At 46.3% G+C, this 2,691-nt stretch carries 2 protein-coding genes; one reads left to right on the top strand and one right to left on the bottom strand.

Features of this window, described 5'->3' with window-relative positions; all coding sequences use genetic code 11:
- A partial coding sequence (locus C5684_RS08650; protein ID WP_233708733.1) for an outer membrane protein occupies window positions 1-899 on the top strand: 899 nt, incomplete at its 5' end.
- A 3-nt stretch (window positions 900-902) separates the two neighbouring features.
- Here C5684_RS08650 and C5684_RS08645 read toward each other — a convergent pair.
- Window positions 903-2,691 (bottom strand): DNA polymerase (locus C5684_RS08645; protein ID WP_104640060.1); only part of this gene is annotated, 1,789 nt, incomplete at its 5' end.

The raw sequence follows: 2,691 nt of genomic DNA, 5'->3' as shown, positions 1-2,691 counted from the left end.
ACAGCACAGCACAGCACAGCTTTAAGCGTTCTCTTTTAAAAGCAACGGCTTTAGGTCTTTTTTCTCTTGTTTCTTTAAGCGCAGAAAAAAACGGCGCATTCATCGAGGGCGGGTTCCAGTATTCTAATTTTGAGCGTTCTAATAAGACGAGTGGTGCTAACGCATTGTCATTTTTTAATGGTTATACGGGCGTGGCTGCTGGTAGCTCGGGCAAGTTTAATGGCAACCTCTTTGGGGCAGATATCCAGTTTGGTTACAAGCAATTCTTTGGGCAGAAAAAACACTGGGGTTTGCGTTATTATGGGTTTTTCAGCGGACAGGGTGGGGATTATCCTTATGAATATCAGGTTTTTAATAACACGACTGGGACATCTTCAACCAAGAAAAGTAGCCAGCCCTCGGCTAATCTCTTTTATGGCGTGGGGATCGATGCACTCTATAACTTCTATGAAAAAAATAACCAAGCTTACGGGGTCTTTGTGGGTGTGATGATTGGGGGGAGTAGCTGGCTAGAGGGCGGAGGTAAGGCTAATGGGCAATGCCGTTATACAAATCCTAATCCCAATAGCAATAGCACCGCTTGCATCAGCATGAATGACTATTATGCAGACTTTGCAAGCTTGATAGACAAGAATAAAGAGATTAGTAAGCTTTTGCAAGCCAGTGTCTCGCCTACTTTCGTGCAGTTCATCTTTAACATCGGGTTTAGGGCTAATTTGACCAAACACCAAGGCTTTGAGGTGGGTATCCGCATCCCCACCATTGATGACCCCTACTTCAAAATGAAGACATTGCAACAGATACAACAGATATATGGCAATGTCGCCAAAGGGGCACAGGGCACGATGGTTTTTAGACGCAACATCGCTGTCTTTGCCAACTATGTCTATAACTTCTAGGTCCTAGCCCTTTAAGTCCCCCCAGTTAGTGGCTAAGTTGGCATGGCAACTTAGAGGCACGCTTAGGGGGTAGATATTTTCCATCAGCTCTTTTAAATCTTGGGCGATCTGGGGGGCTTGCTCTTGGGGCACTTCTAAGATGATCTCATCATGCACTTGCACGAGCATTTTAATTAGGGGGCGATCTTGAATGTGCTCTTGGATTTTGAGCATGGCAAGCTTGACTAAGTCGCTAGCACTGCCTTGAAAAAGGGTATTGACCCCTTCGCGTAGGTAATCTGCTTTGAGTTTGGGGCTAGCTTGGCTAAAATCAAAATGCCGTTTGTGCCCTAAAAGGGTGGTGATCTCCCCCTCTTGCTCGATGCGATCTTTGAGTTGCTCTAAGAAATCTTGGATCGTGGGGAAGGTGTTAAAATAGTGTTGGGTGTATTTTTTAGCCTCTTCTAGGCTGATTTTGAGCGATTGGCTCAGGCGTTTAGCCCCCATGCCATAAATCAAGGCAAAATTAATACTCTTGGCAATGGCGCGTTTTTCTAAAGCCTGATCGCCAAAGAGGGCTTGGGCGGTGTTTAAATGGATGTCTTGATCTTGTTTAAAGGCGCTAATCAAGTGGGCATCTTGGCTAAAATGGGCTAAAAGGCGCAATTCAATTTGGGAGTAATCAATGCCCAGCAACAACATGTGGGGGCTGGCAATAAAGCCTTGGGCGATCTTCTTGCCTAAGGGCGTTCTGATGGGGATATTTTGCAAATTGGGGTGGGCGGAGCTAAGTCTTGAGGAGGCGGTGGTGTTTTGGTAAAAGGTGGTGTGGATTTTGCCCGCTGTGTGCTGGTCTAAGATGGGCTGTAAATAGGTGGATTGGAGTTTGAAAATCTCGCGGTATTCTAGGAGTTTGTCTAAAAGGGCATGGACATCAATTCCTTGCACGCTTTGGGGGGCATTTTCTTGCAAGGTTTTTAAACTCAGCTCATCGGTGGAAAAACCCGTTTTGTTTTTCTTGATCCCCTTAGTGGGTAGGGCGAGTTGTTGGTATAGCAGTTGCGCCCATTGTTTGCTAGAATTGATATTAATAGGCCCCACCATCTCTTGGATACTTTGTTGCAAATTCTCTAAGTCTCTGCCAAACTGGGCATAGAGGGCTTGGAAATACTCCCGATCAATGCTAAAGCCATGCCCTTCCATCTCAAAAAGAGTTTCTAAAAGCGGGTATTCTAGATCGTGGGCGATTTGCCACAGATCAGGACTTAGGGTGCTTTGGTAATGGCTGTAGGCTTGTGCGATGAGGCGGGTATTATCCAGTGCCAAATTAGCAAGGGTATTAAAATTGACCTCCTTAATGGCGTGCAAGGGGTGGGCTTGGCTTTTAAAAACTTGGGCTAATGCGCTGATCGTGGGCTCTAGGCTGGAGTTAGCCAGCCATGCCAAAAGGGCAATGTCATCATAGCACTTGGGTAGGGGGATGTTTGTAGCCCTAAAGGCATTGAAAAGGTCTTTGAGCTGGTAGCCAATGATGTGGCGTTGGTAGAGGGCGTGCAAAAAGGGCGTAAAATCTTGGCGCATATCCACAAAGATAAAGGGATGTGTGTCTAATTTTCCCGTAATTGCTAAAATGCCAAGAGCGAGCACCTCCTTAGGTGTTTTGACCAGCTGGATAGCGCACCGATCAAAGGGGGTTAGCCACTCTGAGGCTTGCTTGGAGGTGTAGGTGGGGAGTTTGGGGGTTAGGGGCGTGCTTTCAAAAAGTGTGGTGGGTGTGATCTGCTTGAGCAGGGCAAACATTTCGTATTTTTTA

Origin of the sequence: Helicobacter bizzozeronii (assembly GCF_900196775.1) — a bacterium.
GTDB lineage: Bacteria > Campylobacterota > Campylobacteria > Campylobacterales > Helicobacteraceae > Helicobacter > Helicobacter bizzozeronii.
This window is presented reverse-complemented; position numbering and strand designations above follow the sequence as displayed.